This window comes from Nocardioides sp. Z21_20, assembly GCF_059766585.1.
Genome location: NZ_JCBAJX010000001.1, coordinates 92319 through 113493, shown reverse-complemented (window position 1 = coordinate 113493; position 21175 = coordinate 92319). Strand labels below are relative to the sequence as shown.

19 protein-coding genes are annotated in these 21175 nt (G+C 75.0%); 10 read left to right on the top strand and 9 right to left on the bottom strand.

From position 1 onward, the window contains the following. Positions 1-72: 72 nt before the first annotated feature. The gene (locus AC6EH9_RS00515; protein ID WP_498419520.1) at positions 73-1296 is read right to left on the bottom strand and encodes an MFS transporter; all 1224 of its coding nucleotides are present in this window, start codon (positions 1294-1296) and stop codon (positions 73-75) included. Positions 1297-1418: 122 nt separating this feature from the next. Next, positions 1419-1847, bottom strand: coding sequence for an Hsp20/alpha crystallin family protein (locus tag AC6EH9_RS00510; RefSeq protein ID WP_498419518.1), 429 nt, complete (start codon positions 1845-1847; stop codon positions 1419-1421). A gap of 142 nt (positions 1848-1989) precedes the next feature. Between AC6EH9_RS00510 and hutH the strand changes: the two genes are divergently transcribed. After that, positions 1990-3585 (top strand): histidine ammonia-lyase, encoded by a 1596-nt coding sequence (gene hutH, locus AC6EH9_RS00505; RefSeq protein WP_498419516.1) that lies wholly within the window; start codon positions 1990-1992, stop codon positions 3583-3585. Positions 3586-3724: 139 nt separating this feature from the next. On the opposite strand, the gene AC6EH9_RS00500 is transcribed toward hutH, so the two are convergent. From AC6EH9_RS00500 to AC6EH9_RS00470, 7 genes are all read right to left on the bottom strand, one after another. Beyond that, positions 3725-3868, bottom strand: coding sequence for a hypothetical protein (locus AC6EH9_RS00500; protein WP_498419514.1), 144 nt, complete (start codon positions 3866-3868; stop codon positions 3725-3727). A 183-nt stretch (positions 3869-4051) separates the two neighbouring features. Further along, on the bottom strand, positions 4052-4933 hold the full coding sequence (locus tag AC6EH9_RS00495; RefSeq protein ID WP_498419512.1) for an HpcH/HpaI aldolase/citrate lyase family protein: 882 nt from the start codon (positions 4931-4933) through the stop codon (positions 4052-4054). 3 nt (positions 4934-4936) lie between these two features. After that, positions 4937-6025: an HpcH/HpaI aldolase/citrate lyase family protein gene (locus AC6EH9_RS00490; RefSeq protein ID WP_498419511.1), complete on the bottom strand. Its 1089-nt coding sequence runs from the start codon at positions 6023-6025 to the stop codon at positions 4937-4939. A gap of 170 nt (positions 6026-6195) precedes the next feature. Next, on the bottom strand, positions 6196-6783 hold the full coding sequence (locus AC6EH9_RS00485; protein ID WP_498419509.1) for a DnaJ family domain-containing protein: 588 nt from the start codon (positions 6781-6783) through the stop codon (positions 6196-6198). A gap of 197 nt (positions 6784-6980) precedes the next feature. Next, positions 6981-8477, bottom strand: coding sequence for an MFS transporter (locus tag AC6EH9_RS00480; RefSeq protein WP_498419508.1), 1497 nt, complete (start codon positions 8475-8477; stop codon positions 6981-6983). Next, entirely contained in the window at positions 8474-9805 is a 1332-nt protein-coding gene (locus tag AC6EH9_RS00475; protein WP_498419506.1) for a M20/M25/M40 family metallo-hydrolase, read from the bottom strand. The genes AC6EH9_RS00480 and AC6EH9_RS00475 overlap by 4 nt, the downstream gene beginning before the upstream one ends. A gap of 104 nt (positions 9806-9909) precedes the next feature. Further along, on the bottom strand, positions 9910-10551 hold the full coding sequence (locus tag AC6EH9_RS00470) for a nitroreductase family protein (RefSeq protein ID WP_498419504.1): 642 nt from the start codon (positions 10549-10551) through the stop codon (positions 9910-9912). Here AC6EH9_RS00470 and AC6EH9_RS00465 point away from each other — a divergent pair. From AC6EH9_RS00465 to AC6EH9_RS00425, 9 genes are all read left to right on the top strand, one after another. Further along, positions 10550-11764, top strand: coding sequence for an allantoate amidohydrolase (locus AC6EH9_RS00465; RefSeq protein WP_498419502.1), 1215 nt, complete (start codon positions 10550-10552; stop codon positions 11762-11764). The two genes, AC6EH9_RS00470 and AC6EH9_RS00465, sit on opposite strands and share 2 nt — an antisense overlap. Further along, positions 11761-12984 (top strand): formimidoylglutamate deiminase, encoded by a 1224-nt coding sequence (locus AC6EH9_RS00460; protein ID WP_498419501.1) that lies wholly within the window; start codon positions 11761-11763, stop codon positions 12982-12984. The genes AC6EH9_RS00465 and AC6EH9_RS00460 overlap by 4 nt, the downstream gene beginning before the upstream one ends. A gap of 149 nt (positions 12985-13133) precedes the next feature. Further along, positions 13134-14303: an imidazolonepropionase gene (gene hutI, locus AC6EH9_RS00455; protein ID WP_498419499.1), complete on the top strand. Its 1170-nt coding sequence runs from the start codon at positions 13134-13136 to the stop codon at positions 14301-14303. A 168-nt stretch (positions 14304-14471) separates the two neighbouring features. Then, positions 14472-14642, top strand: a complete 171-nt coding sequence (locus tag AC6EH9_RS00450) for a hypothetical protein (protein WP_498419497.1) — start codon at positions 14472-14474, stop codon at positions 14640-14642. Between the two features lie 124 nt (positions 14643-14766). Beyond that, on the top strand, positions 14767-17733 hold the full coding sequence (locus AC6EH9_RS00445) for a helix-turn-helix transcriptional regulator (protein ID WP_498420602.1): 2967 nt from the start codon (positions 14767-14769) through the stop codon (positions 17731-17733). A 124-nt stretch (positions 17734-17857) separates the two neighbouring features. Further along, positions 17858-18457, top strand: a complete 600-nt coding sequence (locus AC6EH9_RS00440; protein WP_498419496.1) for a DinB family protein — start codon at positions 17858-17860, stop codon at positions 18455-18457. Between the two features lie 377 nt (positions 18458-18834). After that, positions 18835-19095 carry a hypothetical protein gene (locus tag AC6EH9_RS00435; RefSeq protein ID WP_498419495.1) on the top strand — a complete coding sequence of 87 codons (261 nt, stop codon included), beginning with the start codon at positions 18835-18837 and terminating at the stop codon, positions 19093-19095. 62 nt (positions 19096-19157) lie between these two features. Beyond that, the gene (locus AC6EH9_RS00430; protein WP_498419493.1) at positions 19158-20219 is read left to right on the top strand and encodes a cupin domain-containing protein; all 1062 of its coding nucleotides are present in this window, start codon (positions 19158-19160) and stop codon (positions 20217-20219) included. Continuing rightward, positions 20216-21148: a ferredoxin family protein gene (locus AC6EH9_RS00425; RefSeq protein ID WP_498419491.1), complete on the top strand. Its 933-nt coding sequence runs from the start codon at positions 20216-20218 to the stop codon at positions 21146-21148. The genes AC6EH9_RS00430 and AC6EH9_RS00425 overlap by 4 nt, the downstream gene beginning before the upstream one ends. Positions 21149-21175 lie beyond the last annotated feature (27 nt).

Genomic DNA, 21175 nt, shown 5'->3' with positions numbered 1-21175 from the left:
CACTTCCCACGTGATGCAACACGTGGGAAGTGCGGGTTTCGTGTGGCCAGTACGCCGTGCGCCCCCGAGGCCTCACACCAGCGCTCGCTCCTCGCGGACCGGTACCAGGGCGATCGCGGCGAGCGGGAAGAGCGCGGACAGCGCGAACGCCGCCGGGTAGCCCCAGTGGGTGACCGCGAGCCCGGCCACCGGCGGCACGGCGGAGGCGGTCAGGTACTGCGCGGTGTTCTGCAGGCCGAGCGCGCGCCCGCTCCAGCTCGGTCCCGAGCGCTCGGCGACGGCGGTGAAGGCCAGGCCGTTGTCGGCCACGGTGAGCACGGTGGCCAGCACCATCAACGCGACCGCCACCCCCCAGCCCAGCCCGGCGCTCAGCCCGAGCAGCGCCATCGCGAGCGCCGCGGCGACCGCGACCCAGCGCAGCGGACGCAACCGGCTCGACACCATGTCGGAGAGCTGGCCCGCGGCGATCCGGCCCAGGGCACCGAGCACCTGGGTGGCGGCGACCAGCGAGCCTGCGGCGGCCGCCGACCAGCGGCGGTCCTGCACCAGCCAGACCAGGGCGAAGGTCCACACCAGGAACTGCGGAACCACGAGCAGCACCGAGACGGCGTGGATGCGCGCCAGGTAGGAGTCCTGCCGGTACGGGTTCGCGGCGGCGGCGCCCCGGTGGTCGGGGCGCGGCGGGTCGACCACCACCGCAGCCACCACGACCCCGGCCAGCACCGCGGCGGCGACGGGCACCCACAGCGCCGCGCCGACGCCGTACCGCTCGGCGAGCACCGCGATGGTGACCGCGGCGATCCCGACGCCGACGGGCTGGGCCATCTGCCGGATGCCCATCGCCAGCCCGCGCCGGTGCGGCGGGAACCAGCCCACCACCACCCGGCCGCTGGCCGACCCGGTGCTGGCGGCCGCCGCGCCGGCCAGGAGCAGGGCCGCCCCGAGCAGCCAGGTGCTCTGCACGAGGGCGGCCAGCGCGCCGGCCGCGGCCGTCGCGACCAGCCCGGCGAGCAGCACGAAGCGCTCCCCGCGCCGGTCGGTGACCAGCCCCCACAGCACCAGCGTCAGCATCACCCCGACCGTCGGTGCGGCGGCGACCACGCCGGCCTGCGCCAGGCTCATCGAGCGGGTGTCGTGCAGCACCGGGATCAGGAAGGCCGGCCCGTGGATCATCACCGCGGCGGCCGCCTGCGCCAGCGTGCTCGCCGCCAGCATCAGCCAGCGCCGCGGCCACGAGGCGGCCACCGCCGCCTGCGCGGCGCTCACTCCCGGCGCCCGGGCCCGACCGACTGTCACCCGACCAGTGAACGCGCTCGGTGCCCCTGGGCCGACCACCGTCTTACGCAGCGGGCTGTGAGGTGTGCGCCAATCGTCCCGGGCCGCTCCGGCCCGCCTGGGCCGACCGCTGCGACGCGAGCTCAGCTCTCGGGTCGGGTGACCGCGATCTTGCGCTGCTTCGACTGAGGCTCGGCGACCGGGATCCGGACCTGGAGCACCCCGTCGGTGTACGTCGCGGTGATCGCGTCCGCGTCGGTACCCGGAGGCATCGTGACGCTGCGGGAGAACGAGCCGTAGTGGAACTCGCTGTGCCCCTTGTCCCGCTTCTCCTCGCGCCGTTCGCCGCGGATGCTCAGCACGTCGCCCTCGATGCTGATGTCGATGTCCTTGTCGGGGTCGACGCCCGGCAGCTCCGCGCGCACCACGTAGGTGTCGTCCTCGCGGTAGCTCTCGACCCGCACGAACCGGTCGTCCTTCGTGGAGAACGGCGTGGCCAGGCTGCTGCCACTCTCCAGCCAGTCGAACATGTCGGCCAGTCGGCTGCTGGGGCGGCTGCTCACGATGCTCATGGCGGTGCTCCTTCGGTTGGACCGGTGAGCCCCGAGCGGGCCCCTCCCATCTCTCAGGGTGCGCCCGTTCCGCGCCGAGCACCAGAGGTGACGACCGGGCGCGGGGCTGGCGGGACGGGGGTACGCGGAGTTGGATGACCGGATGACCTCACCACCCTCCGCCCCCGGCCCGGCCGACGCTCCGGCACCGGTCCACGCTCCGGCACCGGTGCAGGTCGGGGTGGGCCCGATCCGGGCCGAGGACGTCGTCGCGGTCGCTCGCCACGGCGCGCCGGTGGTGCTCACCGACGCGGCGCTCACGGCGATCCGGGACGCCCGGGAGGTGGTGGACCGGCTGGCCGCCGCCCCGACTCCGGCGTACGGCGTGTCCACCGGGTTCGGGGCACTGGCGACACGCCACGTCCCGGCCGAGAGCCGCGCGCGCGTGCAGCGCTCCCTGGTCCGCTCGCACGCCGCGGGCACCGGCCCCGAGGTCGAGCGCGAGGTGGTGCGGGCGATGATGCTGCTGCGGCTCTCCACCCTGGCCACCGGCCGCACCGGCGTCCGGGTCGAGACCGCGCAACTGCTGGCCGCCCTGCTGCGCGAGGGCATCACGCCGGTGGTGCGTGAGCACGGTTCACTGGGCTGCTCCGGCGACCTGGCGCCGCTCGCGCACTGCGCGCTGGCGCTGATCGGCGAGGGAGAGGTGCGCGCGGGCGACGGCACGCCGAGGCCGGCCGGGCAGGCCCTGGCCGGGGCGGGGCTGACCCCGGTCGAGCTTGCCGCCAAGGAGGGGCTGGCGCTGATCAACGGCACCGACGGGATGCTGGGGATGCTGGTGCTCGCCGTGGAGGACCTGACGGGCCTGCTGCGCACCGCCGACGTCGCCGCGGCCATGTCGGTGGAGGCCCAGCTCGGCACCGACCGGGTCTTCGCCGCCGAGCTCCAGGCGCTGCGGCCCCACCCCGGGCAGGCGGTCTCGGCTGCCAACCTGACCCGGCTGCTGCACGGCTCGGGCATCCTCGCCTCGCACCAGGGCCCGGACTGTCACCGGGTGCAGGACGCCTACTCGCTGCGCTGCTCGCCGCAGGTGCACGGCGCCGCCCGCGACGCAGTGGCGTACGCCGCGACGGTGGCCGAGCGCGAGCTGGCCAGCGCGATCGACAACCCCGTGGTCCTCGACGGGCGGGTCGAGTCCAACGGCAACTTCCACGGGGCGCCGCTGGCCCATGCCCTGGACTTCCTCGCGATCGTCGCCGCGGACGTCGCCTCGATCAGCGAGCGGCGTACCGACCGCTTCCTGGACCGGGCGCGCAACCACGGGCTGGCGCCGTTCCTGGCCGACGACCCCGGGGTGGACAGCGGGCTGATGATCGCGCAGTACACGCAGGCGGCGATCGTCTCGGAGCTCAAGCGGCTGGCGGTGCCCGCCTCGGTGGACTCGATCCCGTCCAGCGCGATGCAGGAGGACCACGTCTCGATGGGCTGGTCGGCGGCGCGCAAGCTGCGCCGGGCCGTGGACGGACTGACCCGGGTGGTGGCGCTCGAGGTGATGACCGCGGCGCGCGCCCTCGACCTGCGCCGGCCGCTGGAGCCGGCGGCGGGCACCGCCGCGGTGGTGGACCTGCTGCGCGGGGCGGGTGTGGCCGGCCCCGGGCCCGACCGGTGGCTCTCGCCCGAGATCGAGGCGAGTGTCGGCCTGGTCGGATCCGGGGCCGTGCTCGCTGCCGCGCGCGTGGCGGTGGGCCGCCTCGACTGAGCCGGGCGACCCGAAGAGACGACAACGGCGGCCCGGCTGCGTGAGCCGGGCCGCCGTCGACGGTGTTGCTGGTGATGCGGTGTTGCTGGTCGTGCTGGGCCAGGTCGCCGCCCCTGATGCGGCTCGGCGCCTGGCCAGATCAGAAGACCCGGCGACGGGTGCCACCCAGGGGCACGAAGTTCAGGATGAGCCCGACCACGATCAGGATGAGTCCGATCGTCGTCAGGACCGAGATGCTGGCGACGAGGCCGATGATGAGCAGAATCAGGCCGAGTGCGACCACAGTGTCACGTTCCTTTCGTGCAGAGCGCTCCAGTCCCCGCCGGGTGGCAGGGCCCGCGGGGAGCGCCCTTGGGAGCAAGACCTGTGCCCCGGTCCGGACGGGGGCAAACCCTCCCAATTCCGACTAATTTCGAAGTCGGCCCGAATCGACCCGGATACCGGACGTCGTGGTCCTGTTCGCGGCTCAGCCCTGATCTGCCTCCAGCGCGGTGATCGCCTCGTGGATCGAGAGCGTGCGCTGGGCGGACTCGACGTGCAGGTTCTCCACCATCCGGCCGTTGTAGGTGACCACGCCGGACCCCTTGCCGTCCTCCCACGCCTGCAGGATGCCGCGGGCGTCCTCGACCGCCTTCGCCGACGGCGCGAAGGCCTCGTTGGCGCCGGCGACCTGGCCGGGGTGGATCAGCGTCTTGCCGTCGAAGCCCATCTCGCGGCCCTGCTGGCACTCGGCGAGGAAGCCCTCGGCGTCCTTCACGTCGTTGTAGACGCCGTCGACGATCGCCTTGCCGGTGGCGCGCGCGGCGAGCAGCGCCAGACCGAGCCCGGTGAGCAGCGGCTGGCGGCCGGGGACGTGCTCGGCGTACAGCTCCTTGGCGAGGTCGTTGGTGCCCATCACCAGCACCGTCAGGCGCTCGGAGGCGCCGGCGATCTCCTCGGCGTGCAGCATCGCCACCGGGGTCTCGACCATCGCCCACAGCTTGGTGTGCGCGGGGGCGCCGGCCTGCTCCATCGCGGCGACCAGGGTGCGGACCTCGTCGGCGGAGTTGACCTTGGGGACCACGATCGCGTCGGGCCCGGCCGCGCACGCGGCAGCGAGGTCGTCGGCGTGCCACTCGGTGTCCATGCCGTTGACCCGGATGGTGAGCTCGCGCCGCCCGTACTCACCGGAGCGCACCGCGGCGCAGGCGGCCTCGCGGGCGGCCGGCTTGGCGTCGGGGGCGACGGCGTCCTCGAGGTCGAGGATCAGCGCGTCGACCGGCAGCGTCTTGGCCTTCTCCAGCGCGCGCTCGTTGGACGAGGGCATGTAGAGCACGGAGCGGCGGGGGCGGAAGGTCGCGTCGGTCATGGCTCAGGCCTCCTGCTTCTCGGCGGGGATCGCGTCGTACTGCTTCTTCAGCTCGGGGTCGATCGCGGCCAGCTCCTCGGCGAGGCGGACCATCACCAGGCACTGCTTGAGGGAGGCGTCGTCCTCCATCTTCCCGTCGATCATCACCGCGCCGGTGCCGTCGCCCATGGCCGCGACCACCCGGCGGGCGTGCTGGATGTCCTCCACGCTGGGGCTGAACACGCGGTTGGCGATCGCGATCTGCTTGGGGTGCAGCGACCAGGTGCCGACGCAGCCGAGCAGGAACGCGTTGCGGAACTGGTCCTCGCAGGCGACCACGTCGGCGATGTCGCCGAACGGGCCGTAGTAGGGGTAGATGCCGTGCATCGCGCAGGCGTCGACCATCCGCGCGATCGTGTAGTGCCACAGGTCCTGCTGGTACGTCGTGCGCTCGGCCTGGATCTGGGCGGTGCCGTCGGCGTCGCGCGGGGGGTCCTGGCGGACCAGGTAGCCGGGGTGGCCGCCGCCGACGCGGGTGGTCTTCATCCGCCGGTCCGCGGCCAGGTCGGCCGGGCCGAGGGAGAGACCCTGCATCCGCGGGGAGGCGCCACAGATCTCCTCGATGTTGGCCACGCCGCGCGCCGTCTCGAGGATCGCGTGGACCAGGATCGGCCGGGTCAGGCCGGCCTTGGCCTCGAGCTGGGCGAGGATCCGGTCGATGTAGTGGATGTCCTCGGCGCCCTGCACCTTCGGGACCATGATCACGTCGAGCTTATCGCCGATGGCGGGCACGAGCGTGGTCAGGTCATCGAGGACCCAGGGGGAGTCCAGGGCGTTGATCCGGGTCCACAGCTGGGTGGGGCCGAAGTCGGTGTCCTGGGCGATCTTCACCAGCCCTTCGCGGGCGGCGACCTTGTTGTCGGCCTTGACGGCGTCCTCGAGGTTGCCCAGCAGCACGTCGACGGTGCCGACCATGGCCGGGATCTTGGCCGCCATCTTGGCGTTGCTGGGGTCGAAGAAGTGGATCGCCCGGGACGGGCGGGCGGGAATCTCGCGGACCGGGGCCGGGGCTCCGACGGCGAGGGGGGCGAAGAAGTCCTTGGCGCTACGCATGGGTCCGGACGCTAGCAGCGCGCGGTTACCGGCGGGTATGACGCACGTCTCGGGTGGACAGGCTTGTGGCGTTGCCGCGTCTGCCGCCCTGCCGGATTGTGTGCCTGAGGACGCGGTGGGGCGCGTGCTCGGGCACACGACCCTGGGAGAGGCGGGGGCAGGGATGGCGGTCAGGGGGAGCGACGGCGCCAGCGGGGACGGCGGCGCCGGGCGGCGCGCTCGTCGCGGCGTTCCTGCTCGGCGCGGGCCAGCGCCTCGTGCTGCGCCGTACGTCGGGTCTCGCGGCGCGCGGCCCAGGCGTCGACCTCGGCTGCCACCTCGCGCTCCTTGGTGATCATCGGCGGCCCACCCAGCGGCTGGATGCGCGCCGAGCGGACCCGGGCGTTGAAGTCCTCGACCTCGCGGCGTACCTCTGCGGCGGTGGTGATCCGGTCCAACCGGGCCTCGAGCTCGGCGTCGTCCTTGCGGATCTGCAGGGCCGGCGGGAGCACGCTGATCTGCTCGCGCTCCACGAGCTTCTTGAGCCACCAGTCCGGGTCGTGCGGGCCCTCGAGGCCCTGGATCGGCTTGCCGTAGCCGGGAAGGTCGTCGAACTCGCCGCGCTCCATCGCCTGCTGGATCTGCAGCTCGACCCACCGCGACTGGTGCTGGACCCGAGCCGCCGCCGCGTCCCCGCCGGTGCGCTCGTCGCGGGCACGCTCGCGGGGGCCGGCCAGGTCCTCGGGCCGGTCATCGCGCTCGTCAGGCTGCCGCTCCATCAGGGCGTCCACGCTACCCACCCACCCCACCCCGTCCCACCCCTCCGCCCGCCCCCGCCGGCTTGTAACGCGGGGTTATGTCCACTGCCACAGCGAAATATCGCTGAGTTGGTGCGCATAACCCCGCGTTACAAGCGGCTGTGGGGGCGCGCGGGCGCGCGGGCGCGCGGCGCGCGGCGCGCGGCGGCGGGCGGGGGTTACGGGGCGAGCGGCGGGGCCACCGGGAGCTCGGCGGGGTCGGAGAACGCCCGCCGGGGGACCAGCAGCAGCGCGAGGGCGGCGAGGAGCGCGGCGCCGGCGCACACCGACCAGACGGTGAGGTAGCCGCTCAGCGGGGCGTGGCCGGCCTCGGGGCCCTCCAGCGAGCCAGTGGCGGCCAGCGCGATCGCGAAGATCGACGAGGCGATCGCGCCGCCGACGGTCTTGGTCGCGTTGGTCATCCCGGTCACGAAGCCGGTCCGGTCGGCCGGGGCGGCAGCGGCGGCGGCGGCCGGCAGGGCGGCGACGAGGGCGCCGGAGCCGAAGCCGGCCACGCCCATGTTGAGCAGGGCCTGCGCGGTGGTGTCGTGGAACGGCAGCCACAGCGCGTAGCCCGCCGCCACCATCAGCGAGGCGGCGACCAGCGCGTTGCGGGCCCCGCACAGCCGGGTGGTCAGCGGCAGGGACAGCGCGCCGAGGGCCATCGACAGGACGTAGACCCCGATCAGCGTGGAGACGAACCCCGCGTCCGCGCCGAGCCCGTAGCCGACCTCCGCGGGATCGGTGCGGGCGAACGTCGAGAGCGGGATCTGGGCGCCGAGCACCGACATGCCGAACAGGAACGCCGTCAGCTGCACCGGCCACTGCCCGGGGGCCGCGAAGACCCGGATGTCCACCAGCGGCTCGGGGACCGCCAGCGAGTAGCGCACGAACGGCACCATCGTGGCCAGGCCGAGCGCGATCAGCAGCCAGGGGAGCACGCTGCCCACGCCTTCGAGGCGCACCAGCACCAGCCCGCCCATCACCAGGGCGAGCACCAGCGTGATCAGCGCGAGCCCCGGCACGTCGATCCCGCCGGTCGCGGTGCCGGGGGCGTCCTCGATGCCGAACCAGATCATCACCAGGCACAGCGTGACCACGACCGCGGGCAGCGCCAGCAGCACGGTCATCGACGTCGCCTCGACCAGCGCCCCGCTGGTCAGCGCGGCGGCGATCACCGCGGCCTCGAGCGCGAAGACCAGGATCGCCGCGGAGCGCCGGGTCAGCCGCGCCTGGTGCCCGCTGCCGGCGGTACGGCGATAGATGATCGCCACCTCCAGCGGCAGCCACACGACGTACGCGCCCTGCAGCGCCCAGCCGATCAGGAACGTCGTGAACGACGGCGCGAACGCGGTCATCCACGAGCCGAGCGCGGTGACCGCGGTGGAGAGCAGCAGCACCTTCTTGTGCCCGACCAGGTCGCCCATCCGCGACAGCAGCGGCACGACCAGCGCCGAGACCATCAGCTGCGCGGCCTCGAACCAGTTGACGTCGGCGTCGGTGATGGACAGGTGGTCGGCGATGTCGGAGAAGATCGGCGTGTAGTAGCCCTGCAGCACCCCGCTGGCGATCTCCACGCAGACCAGCAGCCCGACGATCGCGGCGAGGCCGGGCACGACGGTGCCTCCAGCTCGGGGGGTGCCCTTGCCCAGGGGGACCGGGTCGACGCCGCTCATGCCGGGAGCCTCTCGATCAGTCGCTGGTACCAGCGCACGCCCTCGACGAACGCGTCGACACCGACGTGCTCGTCGTAGGAGTGGATGGACTCGCGCTGCGCCTTCGACATCCGCAACGGCGCGTAGCGGTAGACCCGCTCGCTGATCCGGGCGAAGTGGCGCGAGTCGGTGGCGGCCATCATCACGTACGGCGTGGGCACCGCGTCGGGGAAGACCTCGGCGACCGTCGACTCCAGCAGCGCGAACGCCTCGTCGTGGTACGGCGAGAGCGGGCTGGGCTCGCCGGACTCCAGGACGTCGATGGCGACCTTGTCGTCGCCGATCGCGCGGCGGACGTGCTCGACCGCGGAGGCGACGGACTCGCCGACCATGATCCGCAGGTTGACGCCGGCCTTGGCGGTGGCGGCGATGACGTTGATCGCCGGCGAACCCGACAGCGTGGTGACCGCCATCGTGGTGCGCGTCATCGCGGCCGACTCCGGCCCGGCCGCGATCAGGGCTCGGGTCAGCGCGGGACGCAGCCGCTCGGCGTTGGCCAGCAGCGGGCGCAGCGGCAGCGGCGCGTGCGGGGCCAGCCGGCGCAACAGCTCCAGCGTCGGGGCGGGCAGGGACGAGGCGAACGGCGCCTTCTCCAGGCGGAGGATCGCCCGGGCCAGCCGCGCGGTCGGCCCCATCCGGGCCGGGGTGGAGGCGTGCCCGCCGCGGCCCTCGACGCGCAGCTCCAGCGAGGTGGTGCCCTTCTCGGTCACCCCGATCACCGCCAGCGGCGCCGTGATCCCCGGGAACGCCCCGGCGGCCACCGCGCCGCCCTCGTCGAGCACGAACCACGGCCGCACCCCGCGGCGCGCCAGCTCGTCGACGGCCATCGGCGCGGCCACCCCGAACACCTCCTCGTCGCAGCCGAAGGAGAGCCACACGTCCTGGGCGGGGGTGAAGCCGCGCGCCAGCAGTCGCTCGACGGCCTCGCAGATCGCGACCAGGCTGCCCTTGTCGTCGAGGGTGCCGCGGCCCCACAGGATCCCGTCCTCGAGCACGCCGGCGAACGGGGGATGGGTCCACGGGTCGCTCTCCACGACCGGCACCACGTCCAGGTGGGCCATCAGCACCACCGGCCGCTCCGCGCCGGCGCCGGGCCAGCGGAACAGCAGCGCGTGGGTGTGGATCCGGGTCAGCTCGAGCCGCTGGTGCAGCAGCGGGAACTGCCGGGCCAGCTCTTCGAGGAACGCGTCGAAGGCGGCCGTGTCCACCTGCGCGGGATCGCTGTGCGAGACCGTCGGGATCCGCACCAGTGCCTGGAGCTTGGCGATCGCTGGGGCCGGCTCGGGCACGGGCGCCTCCTGGTGGGCTGGGCTGGGTCAGGCAGGACGGTACGGCGTGCGGGGCGCTCCCGTCTCGCCCGATCAGCGGGCGGTCGCCGCGGGTCGGTGCGCGGTCAGCGGGCGCCCCAGTGGCCGCGGTGCACGACGTCCTGCACCGGCCGGCGGGCGCGGCGCGCGGCCGAGCCGGGCGCGCCGGTGTCGGGCAGCCGGTGCCCGACCGTGATCGCGCCGACCGGGTGGTGGTCCGCGGGCACCCCGAACTCGGCGCGGAAGGCGTCGACGCGCTCGGGGGGCACCCCGAAGAAGCACGCGCCGAGCCCCTCGTCGACCGCGGTGAGCAGGATCAGCAGCGAGGCCATCCCGGTGTCGACGTCCCAGTAGGGCACCGGCCAGCGCTCCTGCACGGCGTCGCTATCAGGGTCGGTGCCGGTGCCGGGGGTCCAGCCCTTGTCCGGCTCGGCGTAGCGGCGCAGGTAGGCCTCGCGGTGGGCCAGCGCCACGATCACCACCGGCGCGGTCCGCATCCCGTCCAGCCAGGGGTTGCTCGCCGCCGGGTCCGGGCTGGTGGCGCGCCAGAAGCGGGCGACGTCCTCGGCGGTGTCCAGGCGCAGGAACGCCCAGCCCTGGCTGAACCCCGCGCTGGGGGCGCGTCGGGCATGATCGAGCATCCGGTCCACGATCCGCGGGTCGACCGCACGGCTCGCGTCGTAGCGTCGCACCATCCGACGCCGGCGCACCACGTCACTGAACTCCATGGAGGCGATCTTGACGTTCGAGCAGATGTGGCGCGAGGTCGCCCCCGTGGGGCGGGGACCCGGCGGGGGCTACGTCCGCGAGTCGTTCCTCCCCGCCGAACGCGAGCTGCACGCCTGGTTCGTCGCGCAGGCGACCGCGCGCGGGCTGGAGGTGGAGACCGACCGGTGGGGCAACACGGTCGCCTGGTGGCGCCCGGCCGGCGACCCGGCGCAGCGGCGCGGCGTGCTGACCGGATCGCACCTGGACTCGGTGCCCGACGGCGGCGGCTACGACGGGGCGCTGGGGGTGGTCTCCGGGCTGGCCGCGATCGACCTGCTGCGCGAGCGCGGCGTCGCGGCGTCGCGCCCGATCGGGGTCGCGGTGTTCGTGGAGGAGGAGGGCTCGCGCTTCGGCGTGCCGTGCCTGGGGTCGCGGCTGGCCACCGGGGCGCTGGCCTGGAGCGAGGCCCGTGAGCTGAGCGACCGCGACGGGGTCGCACTGGCCGAGGTGCTCGCCGGCGCCGGGCTGGAGCCGGAGACCGGTTCATCGTGGCTCGGCGGCGTCGACTGCTTCGTCGAGCTGCACCTCGAGCAGGGCCGGGCGCTGGTCGACCTGGGCGCGCCGGTGGGCCTGGCCGAGGGGATCTGGCCGCACGGGCGGTGGCGCTTCGAGTTCACCGGCACCGGCGACCACGCCGGCACGACCCGGATGGCGGACCGCCACGACCCGATGCTGACCTACGCGATGACCGTGCTGGCCGCCAACAAGCAGGCCCGCCTCGGCGGGCACCGCGCCACCTTCGGCCGGGTCGAGGTCGAGCCCGGCGCCACCAACGCCATCGCCTCGCGGGTCACCGCCTGGCTCGACGCCCGCTGCCCCGACGAGGCGGCCCTGGCCGAGCTCGTCGCGGCGATCTCCCGGCAGGCCGGCGACCGGGCCGGCCGCGACGGCACCGCGGTCACCGTCACCGCCGAGTCGCGCTCCCCGACGGTCACCTTCGACCCCGGCCTCGCCGCCCGGATCGGCGCCGGGCACGAGCCGAGGCTGCCGGTGCTCGCCACCGCCGCCGGCCACGACGCCGGCGTGCTGTCGGCCGCCGGGATCCCGACCGCGATGCTGTTCGTGCGCAACCCCACCGGCGTCTCGCACGCCCCGGCCGAGCACGCGAGCGCCGCCGACTGCCTGGCCGGCGTCTCGGTGCTGGCCGACGCGCTGGAACGGCTCGCCCGGTGAGCGGCGCCGGGGCGGGCGACGCGGCGTACCTGCTGGAGCGCGGCTGGGTGGACGGCGAGATGCGCACGGAGGTGCTGGTCGAGATCGCCGCGGGCCGGTTCACCCGGGTGCTGCCCCAGGCGCCGCCGGGCACCGCCACCGGCACGGGCGCACCGCCGGTCCGGCTGCCCGGCCTGACGCTGCCGGGGCTGGCCGATGCCCACTCCCACGCCTTCCACCGGGCGCTGCGCGGGCGCGCCGAGACACCCGGCGCCGGGCCGGGGCGCGGGTCGTTCTGGACCTGGCGCACCCAGATGTACGACGCGGCGCGGCGCCTCGACCCCGACACCTGCTTCGCGCTCGCCCGGGCGACGTACCGGGAGATGGTGGCCGCCGGGATCACCGCGGTGGGCGAGTTCCACTACCTGCACCACCAGCGCGACGGCACGCCGTACGACGAGCCGAACGTGATGGGGCTGGCCCTGCTGGAGGCGGCCCGCGAGGCCGGGCTGCGGATCGCGCTGCTCGACACCTGCTACCTCGCCGCCGGGTTCGACCGGCCCGTCGAAGGCGTCCAGCTGCGCTTCAGCGACGGCGACGCCGCGGCCTGGGCGCAGCGGGTGGCCGACCTCCCGCGGGGCGCCGATCACGTCGTGGGCGCCGCGATCCACTCGGTGCGCGCCGTCGCGCGCCCCCAGCTCGCCGAGGTGGCCGCGGCGGCCGGGGACGCTCCGCTGCACGTCCACCTCTCCGAGCAGCCCGACGAGAACGACGCCTGCCTGGCGGCGCACGCGATGACCCCGACCGCGCTGCTCGCCGAGACCGGCGTGCTCGGGCCGGGCACCACCGCCGTCCACGCCACCCACCTCAGCGACGCCGACGTGCGGCTGCTCGGCGAGAGCGGCACCGTGGTCTGTGCCTGCCCGACCACCGAGCGCGACCTGGGCGACGGCCTCGGCCCGGCGCGGCGACTGCACGAGGCCGGCAGCGCGCTGAGCCTGGGCTCCGACAGCCACGCGGTGATCGACCTGTTCGAGGAGATGCGCGCGCTGGAGCTGCACGAGCGGCTCGCCTCGGGTGCGCGGGGCCACTTCCTGGCCGAGGAGCTGCTCTCGTTCGCCACCACGCGCGGCCACCTCGCGCTGGGCTTCCCCGACGCCGGGCGGATCGCGGTGGGGGGCGCGCGCCGACCTGGTCACCCTCGACGCGGCCTCGCCGCGCACCGCGGGGGCCGGGCGTGACGCGCAGACCGTCGTCTTCGCCGCCGGCGCCGCCGACGTGCGCCAGGTCCTCGCCGACGGGCGGGTGGTCTTCGCCGCCGGCGACGAGACCGAGATCGGCCGCGAGCTCGCGGCCGCGGTCGCCGCGGTGTGGGCGTGAGGAGGCCCCGGTGACGGCGACGGTTCTGACCGGCATCCGCGAGCTGGTCACCAACGACGTCGAGCGCGAGGGGCTGCTGGGGATCCTCCAGGACGCGGCGCTGGTCGTCGAGGGCGGCCGGGTGGTGTGGCTCGGGCCGACCGGGCGGGCGCCCGCCGCCGACGAGGCCTACGACGCCGGCGGACGCGCGGTGCTGCCCGGCTTCGTGGACAGCCACAGCCACCTGGTCTTCGCCGGCGACCGGGCGCCGGAGTTCGCGGCCCGGATGGCCGGTGAGCCGTACCGCGCCGGCGGGATCCGCGACACCGTCGCCGCTACCCGGGCGGCCAGCGACGAGCAGCTCGGCGCGCACACGGCACGGCTGGTCCACGAGATGCGCCGCCAGGGGACCACGACGTTCGAGACCAAGAGCGGCTACGGGCTGAGCGTGCGCGACGAGGCGCGCAGCCTCGCGGTGGCGCGCCAGTTCACCGAGGAGACCACGTTCCTGGGCGCCCACGTGGTCCCCGAGGGCAGCGACCCGGCGGCCTACGTCGAGCTGGTGACCGGGCCGATGCTCGCGGCGTGCGCGCCGTACGCCCGCTGGATCGACGTCTTCTGCGAAGAGGGCGCCTTCGACGCCGACCAGGCCCGCACGGTGCTGCGCGCGGGGGAGGCCGCCGGGCTGCGCGGGCGGCTGCACGCCAACCAGCTCGGCCACGGCCCCGGCGTGCGGCTGGCCGCGGAGCTGGGGCTGACCGCGGTGGACCACTGCACGTTCCTCGACGACGCCGACGTCGACGCGCTGCGCGGGGCCGGCACGGTCGCGACGCTGCTGCCCGGTGCGGAGTTCTCCACCCGCCAGCCGTGGCCGGACGCCCGCCGGCTCCTCGACGCCGGCGTCCGCGTCGCGCTGGCCAGCGACTGCAACCCGGGCTCGTCGTACACGACGTCGATGCCGTTCTGCATCGCCCTGGCGGTGCGGGAGATGGGGATGACGTGCGCGGAGGCGGTGCACGCCGCCACCGCCGGCGGCGCCGCGGCGCTCGGGCGCGACGACGTGGGGGCGCTGCGGGTCGGGTCGCCGGCCGACCTGGTGCTGCTCGACGCGCCCAGCCACGTCCACCTCGCCTACCGGCCCGGGGTACCGCTGGTGGTCGGGGTGTGGAGCCGGGGGCGCCCGGAGGTGGTCAGGCCCTGAGGTGATGGGGCCCTGAGGTGGTCGGGCCCCGAGGCGGGGGCCTCTGAGGTAGCGCGGCGGCACCCGGGGCGCTCCGGCTAGGGCACTCGTCCGATGTGGGCGACTACCTCAGCGCGGGACTGTCTTCTCACGCCCCGAGGACGCGGGGCCGGAAGCAGGGAGAAGCAGATGTTCAACGGATCCGACCTCTTCATCAACGCCGAGATCGACTACCGCACCGAGCGGATCAGCGAGACCTGGAAGCCGGTGCGCCGTCGCCGCCGCGCGGGACGTGACCCGCAGCTGGACAGCAGGCGGGGCCGCCGCGCGGCGGGCCGCGACCACGACACCATCGGCTGACCGGGCGGTGTCGGTCGCCGACCGTCCAGCCCGGCGGGCCGCGGGTGCGCTCGTCGCGACCCGCGCTCAGCGGAAACCCGGAAGCGCGTACCCACCCGCGCACGACATCATGGACCCCGTGGCGATGCGGAGCTCGAAGCTGGTGGGACGAGATGCCGAGCTGGAGCTGTTGAGCTCCACGCTCGGCATCCGTGCGTCCGCGCAGGGCACCGCGCAGAGCACCGCGCAGGCGGTGCTGCTGGGAGGGGACGCCGGAGTCGGCAAGACCCGGCTGCTGACCGAGCTGCGCGACCGCGCCGTGACGCAGGGCTGGCAGGTCGTCGCCGGTCACTGCCTGGACTTCGCGGACTCCGCAGTGGCCTACCTGCCGTTCTCGGAGATCCTCGGCCGGCTGCACCGCGAGATCCCGGGCGTCGTCGAGCGCGTCGTCGCCGAGCACCCGACGCTGGCTCGGCTGCAGCCCGGCCGGCGGATGCTGAGCGGCTCCGACGGCGAGGACGGGGCGCTGCTCGAGCGCGGCGCGCTCTTCCCCGCGGTGCACGCCCTGCTGGAGGAGACCGCGCTGCAGGCGCCGCTGCTGCTGGTCGTCGAGGACACCCACTGGGCCGACCGGTCCACCCGCGACCTGCTGAGCTTCCTGCTCGCCCGCGGGGTCGGGCGCCCCGCCGGCCCGGTGGCCCTGGTCGCGTCGTACCGCTCCGACGACCTGCACCGGCGCCACCCTTTGCGCCGCCAGGTGGCCGAGTGGTCGCGGACCGCGGGAGTCGAGCGGATCCAGCTCGAGGCGCTGGCCGCGCCCGACGTACGGCTGCTGGTCCACGAGCTGCACCCCGACCCGATCCGCGAGGCCGACGTGGCCGACATCGTGACCCGCTCGGAGGGCAACGCCTTCTTCGTCGAGGAGCTCGTCGGCGCCACCTGGGCCAGCGGCGGCGGTGGACTGCCCGAGGACCTCGTCGACGTGCTGCTGGTGCGCCTGGACCGGCTCGAGGACGGGGCGCGCACGGTGGTCCGCACCGCCTCGGTCGCCGGTCGCCGGGTCTCCCACCAGCTGCTCGCGGCGGCGTCCGGGCTGGCTCCGGGGCCGCTGGAGGAGGCGCTGCGCGCGGGCGTGGAGACCAACGTGCTGGTACCGGTCTCCGGCGACGCCTACGCCTTCCGGCACGCGCTGTTGGGCGAGGCGGTCTACGACGACCTGCTGCCCGGGGAACGGGTGCGCCTGCACGCCGCGTACGCCGCCGCGCTGGGCGAGCAGCGGGCCGCGGGCAGCGCCGCCGAGCTCGCCCGGCATGCCCGCCTGGGCCAGGACCTGCGCACCGCGCTGACCGCGAGCATCCGCGCCGGCGAGGAGGCGATGAGTGTCGGCGGACCCGAGGAGGCCGCCCAGCACTTCGAGCAGGCACTGGTCCTGCTGACCGACCCCGGCGCCGGGGACGCCGGCGAGCGCGACGTCGCCGGGCTGGTGCGGCTGACCTCGGACGCGCTGATGGCCGCCGGCCACGTGGCGCGGGCGGTGAACGTGATCCGCGAGCAGCTGGACCGGCTGCCGCCCGACGCGCCGCCGGCACCACGCGCGGAGATGCTCGCCGCGCTGTCGGTGTGCCTGCTGATGCTCGACGGGGAGGAGGACCCGCTGGCGGTCTCGCGTGAGGCAGTGGGGTTGATCAGCGACGTGGCGGACAAGCCGCGGGCCCGGGTGCTGGCCAGCCACGCCCGGATCCTGGACGCGTGCGGGCACGGGGAGGAGGCCCGGCAGGTCGCCCTGGAGACGCTCGCGATGACCGAGCGGCTAGGGATGCCGCGGCTCGCCTCCGAGGTGCGCACCACGCTGATCGGCATCGACAAGGACGGCCCCGTCGACCAGGTCCGCGAGGGGGTGGAGGAGGTCATCGGCCGGGCCCACGCCGCCGGCGCGGTCAACGCGGAGCTGCGCGCGCTGTACCTGCTCGGGCGGCTCTACCAGGACCGCGGCGAGTTCGACGAGGCGCGACTGGCGTTCCAGCGGGCCGCCGAGCGGGGGGCGGCGGCGGGCATCCCGTGGGCGCCGTACGCGTTCGAGGCCCGCTTCATGCACGGCTCGGTGCTGCGCGCGGCCGGGCGGTGGGACGAGGTCCTCGCGCTCACCGGTGTCGCCGACCAGGCCCCGCCGCCGCTGTACGAGGCGATGCTCTCCACGATGCGGGCCACCGTGCTCGCGGCCCGTGGCGACATGACGGCCCTCGAGCTGGCCCGGGTGGCGCGCCCCTTCTGGGCGGTTGAGGGGCTGGTCGCCGTCACCGGGGGCAGCGCCGAGCTGGAGATGCACGAGCAGCGTGGCGACCACGTGGCCGCGGTGGGCGTCTACGACGAGGTGTGCGCGGCGATCGCGCCGCTGTGGGGACAGAGCTTCCAGGCGCGCCTGCGGCTGTCCGCGACCACGTTGGCGGCGCTCTCGTCGGCGGCGGTGAGGCTGAGCGCCGCGCAGCGCAAGGTCCAGGCCGCCGACGCGGCCCGGCTGCTCGAGGACGGGCGCCGGGTCTTCGCCTACCAGCGCGAGTCCGGCATCGTGTTCGGACCCGAGACCTGGGCCTGGCACGCCCGGCTCAACGCGGAGGCGCTGCGCTGGCGCTGGCGGGCGCAGGTCGACCCGCCCGACGCGGCGGAGGTGCTGGCGAGCTGGCGCGAGACCGAGCGGCACTTCGCCGAGTACGGCGACGTCCTCGAGCTCGCCAAGGTGCGCGCCCGGCTGGCCGAGATCCTGCGCGCCACCGGCGACGCCGCCACCGCTCGGGAGGCGGCGGACCTGGCCCGCGAGGCGGCCCAGGCGCTGGGCGCGCGGCCGCTGCTCGACGAGCTCGTCGCCAGCGGATCCACCCCCCGGCCCGCGGAGGCGGGCCCGGGGCACGAGCAGGGCACCGAGCCGCTGACCACCCGCGAGCGTGAGGTCCTCGCGCTGGTCGCGGAGGGCCGGACGAACGGCGAGATCGGCAAGCAGCTGTTCATCAGCACCAAGACCGTCTCGGTGCACGTCTCCCACATCCTGGCCAAGCTCGGCGCGTCGGGTCGCACCGAGGCGGCGGCGATCACGCGTCGTACGGGGCTGCTGGCGTAGCCGGCGTCCGCCGCGTGGCCACCGCGTCGTGCGCGCCGGTTGGCGGGCGCCGGCGTACGCGCTCGTTCGGCCGCGTCCGAGAAGCCGGTTGACCTCCGGTGCGGCGCCCCGTCAGAGTCGTCAGATGACCGACCAGGGCGCGAAGACCGACCTCCATCGCTACCTTCAGCAAGCGCGCGAGGCGCTGCTGTGGAAGCTCGACGGCCTGTCCGAGTACGACGTACGCCGCCCCCTCACGCCGACCGGGACGAACCTGCTCGGGCTGGTCAAGCACCTCGCCAGCGTCGAGTTCGGGTACTTCGGCGACACCTTCGACCGGCCTTCCGGCGAGCCGCTGCCCTGGCTGGAGCCCGGCGCGGAGCCCAACGCCGACCTGTGGGCGACCCCGGAGGAGTCGCGCGAGCAGATCGTCGACCTCTACCACCGGGCCTGGGCGCACGCCGACGCGACCATCGAGGCGCTCGACCTCGACACGATCGGCCGGGTCCCCTGGTGGGGCGAGGGCCGCAACGAGGTCACGCTGCACCGGATCCTGTTGCACATGGTCGCCGAGACCCACCGCCACGCCGGCCACGCCGACATCGTCCGCGAGCTGATCGACGGGACCGCGGGGCTACGCCTGGGCAACGACAACCTGTGGCTGGCCGACGGCGAGACCTGGGAGGACCAGCGTGCCCGGGTGGAGCGGGCGGCCCGAGCGGCTGGAGGGGCTGGAGGGAGCTGAGGCTGGGGTGGGGTCGGCGGTCGGCGTTGGGGGCGTCGATTGGGCAGAGACGGCATGTATTTCGCCCGGATTCCGTCCGTTGGGGACCAAACGGTGAGGGGTCGGCGTGGTTTCGGGCCTGGGTGGGCGGTGAGGTTGCCGATTGGGCAGAGACGGCATGTATTTCGCCCGGATTGCATCCGTTGGGGACCAAACGGCGAGGGGTTGACGCCCACCCGGGGCGGGTTCGGGCGGGCGTGGCTGCGGAGGGGTGGCGTTATTCGGCCGGGCTTGGGTAAATGGCTGGCGTCGGTCCTGACGGGCGGCCATCCGGTCGTTACCCGGGACTTGCCGTACGACGACTCGGCGGAACCTCCGCCGGGAGCAGAGGAGGACGCATGACCGGTTCACTGAGCGACGATGAGATGACCAGCGGCACCGTGGGCACCCCCCAGGCCACGTCGATGCCCGGGCCCGCCGACGCGGACGGGCGGGACACCGCCGACGCGGACGGGACGGACGGGGGCGACTCGGACGGCACGGACGGGGGCGACTCCGACGGCACCGACTCCGACGGCACCGACGGGGACGCGACCGACACCTCCGACGGCGACACCAAGGACTCCGACGGCACGGACTCCGACGGGACCGACTCCTGAGCGCGCTCGACCTGCTGAGCGGTGACGCCCAGACCTTCCTGACGAAGGTCTGGGCGTCACGGGTGCACCTGCACCGCACCGACCCCCAGCGGCTGGTCGAGCTGCTCTCCTTCGACGACGTCGACCACCTGCTCACCGAGACCGCGATCCGCACCCCCGCGGTACGCCTCGCCCGCGACGGCCGGGTGCTGCCCGAGGCCGACTTCACCCGCGCCGCCACCCTCGCCGGGAAGCCGCTGACCGGGCTGGTCGATCCGCGCAAGGTGCTGCGGCTCTTCGACGAGGGCGCCACCGTGGTGCTGCAGGGCCTGCACCGCTACTGGCCGCCGCTGACCCGGCTGGTGGCCGAGCTGGAGAACGAGCTGGGCCACCCGTGCCAGGCCAACGCCTACCTGACCCCGCCGGGATCGCAGGGCTTCGCGGTGCACTCCGACAGCCACGACGTGTTCGTCTTCCAGACCCACGGCGCCAAGCGCTGGGAGGTGCACACCGACGATGGCGTCGAGGACGTCCTCCTCGAGCCCGGGCTGAGCATGTACCTGCCCACCGGCACCCCGCACGCCGCGCGCGCCCAGGAGAGCGCCTCCCTGCACGTCACCCTCGGCATCAACCAGCTCACCTGGCGCGGCCTGGTCGGGCGCACCGTCCGGCCGCTGCTCGACGAGGTCCCCGACGAGCACCTGCCCGCCGGTTACCTGGAGCACCCCGAGCAGCTGCGCGACCAGCTCGCCGCGCGCCTGGAGCAGCTCGCCGAGCGAGTACGGCGCGCCGACGTCTCCGCCGCCGTGGAGGCGGAGGTGCAGCGCTTCCTGACCGGGCGCAGCCCGCGCCTGCCGCACGGGCTGCGCGACGTCCTCGCCGTACGCGACCTGGACGACACCACGCTGCTGCGCCGCCGCGCCGCCCACCCCTGCGTGCTCCTCGACGCCCCGGACGACCGGGTCCGGCTGCTGCTCGGCGACCGCCACCTCGACCTGCCCGCCCGGATCCGCCCGGCCCTGGAGGAGATCGGCTCGCGCGCCGAGCTGCGCCCCGTCGACCTCGCCGCCCACCTCGACGAGCCCGGGCGGTCGGTGCTGTGTCGTCGTCTGGTCCGGGAGGGGCTGCTCGAGGTCGTCGGGTGAGCCCCGACCCGGCGTTCCGCTGCGCGGCCAGCAGCCTGCTGCGCGACGAGGACCTCGCCGGCACCGCCTCGACGGTGCGCGCGTTCCTGCTGGTGGAGGTTCCCGGCCCCTGGGGGGTCGACGCGCTGCGCGACTGCCGGCTGCCCGAGCAGGTGCGCACCGGACTGCAGCGCCGGGCCCGGAAGGCGGGCGTGCGCGTGCTGCTCGTACGACGCCCCGGGCGGGTCACCGCCGCCGCCGGGATCCGGGTCTTCGCCGCCCACGCGGACGCGGTGCGCCCGTGGCTGGAGACGGCCCTGCTCGACGCCCCCTCCGCGCTGCTCGAGCTCGACCTGGACGCGCTCGGCGCCGGCCGCTCGCCCGGCCTCACGCCGTACGACGCGAGCGTGCTGGCGGTCTGCGCGCACGGGCGCCACGACGTCTGCTGCGCCGAGCGGGGCCGCCCGGTGGCCGCGGCGCTGTCCCGCGCGCACCCCGAGGAGACCTGGGAGGTCTCCCACATCGGCGGCGACCGGTTCGCCGCCAACCTGCTGGTGCTGCCGCAGGGCCTCTACTACGGCAGGCTCGACGAGCGCTCGGCGCTCGCCGTCGCCGGCGGCCACCTGGTGGGCGAGCTCGACCTCGACCACCTGCGCGGCCGCTCCGGACTGCCGATGCCGGTGCAGGCGGCCGAGATCGCGCTGCGCCGCCGCCTCGGGCTCACCCGCACAGACGACGTCCGCAGGGTCCGCTCGCGCCGTGCCGACGCGGTGACCGAGGCGGTCTTCGCGGCCACCGGCGCCGAGTGGACGGTGCGGGTGCGCACCACCGACGACGGCCCGGCACACCGGCTGACCTGCGGCGCCACCCGAGACAACGTCGCCCCGCGCCACGAGGTGCTCAGCGTCGCGACCACCTCGCCGAGCCCCGACCCCGCCGCCCGAACATGAGCGGGGTCGGTCGGGGTACCGGCCAGG

What these genes read in the sequence shown, in the direction of transcription:
- AC6EH9_RS00510 (WP_498419518.1), bottom strand. Translation starts at nt 1,847, where the DNA reads ATGAGCATCGTGAGCAGCCGCCCCAGCAGCCGACTGGCCGACATGTTC.
- hutH (WP_498419516.1), top strand. Translation starts at nt 1,990, where the DNA reads ATGACCTCACCACCCTCCGCCCCCGGCCCGGCCGACGCTCCGGCACCG.
- AC6EH9_RS00495 (WP_498419512.1), bottom strand. Translation starts at nt 4,933, where the DNA reads ATGACCGACGCGACCTTCCGCCCCCGCCGCTCCGTGCTCTACATGCCC.
- AC6EH9_RS00490 (WP_498419511.1), bottom strand. Translation starts at nt 6,025, where the DNA reads ATGCGTAGCGCCAAGGACTTCTTCGCCCCCCTCGCCGTCGGAGCCCCG.
- AC6EH9_RS00485 (WP_498419509.1), bottom strand. Translation starts at nt 6,783, where the DNA reads ATGGAGCGGCAGCCTGACGAGCGCGATGACCGGCCCGAGGACCTGGCC.
- AC6EH9_RS00480 (WP_498419508.1), bottom strand. Translation starts at nt 8,477, where the DNA reads ATGAGCGGCGTCGACCCGGTCCCCCTGGGCAAGGGCACCCCCCGAGCT.
- AC6EH9_RS00465 (WP_498419502.1), top strand. Translation starts at nt 10,550, where the DNA reads ATGGAGGCGATCTTGACGTTCGAGCAGATGTGGCGCGAGGTCGCCCCC.
- AC6EH9_RS00470 (WP_498419504.1), bottom strand. Translation starts at nt 10,551, where the DNA reads ATGGAGTTCAGTGACGTGGTGCGCCGGCGTCGGATGGTGCGACGCTAC.
- AC6EH9_RS00450 (WP_498419497.1), top strand. Translation starts at nt 14,472, where the DNA reads ATGTTCAACGGATCCGACCTCTTCATCAACGCCGAGATCGACTACCGC.
- AC6EH9_RS00445 (WP_498420602.1), top strand. Translation starts at nt 14,767, where the DNA reads ATGCGGAGCTCGAAGCTGGTGGGACGAGATGCCGAGCTGGAGCTGTTG.
- AC6EH9_RS00440 (WP_498419496.1), top strand. Translation starts at nt 17,858, where the DNA reads ATGACCGACCAGGGCGCGAAGACCGACCTCCATCGCTACCTTCAGCAA.
- AC6EH9_RS00435 (WP_498419495.1), top strand. Translation starts at nt 18,835, where the DNA reads ATGACCGGTTCACTGAGCGACGATGAGATGACCAGCGGCACCGTGGGC.